This is a genomic window from Intrasporangium chromatireducens Q5-1, from assembly GCF_000576575.1.
GTDB classification, from domain to species: Bacteria; Actinomycetota; Actinomycetes; order Actinomycetales; family Dermatophilaceae; genus Intrasporangium_A; species Intrasporangium_A chromatireducens.
This window is the reverse complement of the sequence record NZ_AWQS01000518.1, coordinates 1-973: the sequence shown is the minus strand read 5'-3', so window position 1 is coordinate 973 and position 973 is coordinate 1. Positions and strand designations below refer to the sequence as shown.

The following is a 973-nucleotide window of genomic DNA, read 5'->3' as shown; positions in this document are numbered from 1 at the left end:
GACGGCGACGGCGACGGCGACGGCGACGGCGGTGAGGGCACCTCCGCGGAACACAACGGCGAGGTACAGACCGGCGAGGCAGATCGTCGGGGCGGCGCATGAGTGATCCCGTCATCGTCGACTGTGGACCAGCACTCAACTTCCTTGCCACCCGTCAAGAGCGCATCTTGCTGCACGCCACGGGCGGATACATCTGCGCACCCGAGACGGTCAGGACCGAGGTATTCCGAAAGGCAAGGCCGGGCAGCAAGTTCGAGGCGGCGGCGCCCACCTGGGCCCGTCTCGAGCACGCCAAGCGGCTGACGGTGCTGCCCGATGACCTCACACCGGCCCTCGAGGCCGTCGTGCAGCGGCTCTCGAACACCCCCATGATCGAACGCATGGCAGTCAGCAAGGACCTCGGCGAAGAGCTCGTCATCGCGCACGCCGTCGTGCGGGCCGAGGCCGGCGCCGACGTCATCATGTTGATTGACGAGATCAAGGGAGCACGGGCGGCAGCTCACGAGATCAGACGGCTGGAACGGCTCGCCTCGCAAGGGCAAGCCGTCGGATCACTGGCCCTCTACAACACGCACACCATCCTGAAAGCCTGCATCCGGACGACGTACATCCCAGACCGGAACGCGATGCGAACCATCTACACACGCCTTCGCGGCTACGACGACGGACTGATCGACATCCGCCAGACCGACCTCCTCAGCAACAGCACCTGGGCCTGAGCAAGCCCTCACCCGCAGGCGCCTCTTCCCCAACGATTCCCGGGACTGCTCGGCGCGGCCCACCGATCTGCGCTCTCGAACGCCTCCGATCGTGACCCCAGCTTCCGGTTGACCCGGTGAGCAGTCGAGGAGGTCAGCCATGGTGCTGTTGCAGTGCGCCAGGGCCGCGGTTCACGGTCCCGTGGACGTCGCCAGAAGCTGGAGACATGACCCGTCCGCCAACACTGGTTGCACGACTCGTTGCACGAGGAGGT

The 973-nt window shown here is 66.2% G+C and carries 1 protein-coding gene; it reads left to right on the top strand.

Annotated features, from left to right (window positions below; all coding sequences use genetic code 11):
• Positions 1–98 precede the first annotated feature (98 nt).
• Positions 99–719 (top strand): PIN domain-containing protein, encoded by a 621-nt coding sequence (locus N864_RS22650; RefSeq protein WP_034722914.1) that lies wholly within the window; start codon positions 99–101, stop codon positions 717–719.
• Positions 720–973 lie beyond the last annotated feature (254 nt).

Bases quoted from the DNA above. Each gene is read 5' to 3' on its own strand.
- N864_RS22650 (WP_034722914.1), top strand. From the start codon at position 99: ATGAGTGATCCCGTCATCGTCGACTGTGGACCAGCACTCAACTTCCTT.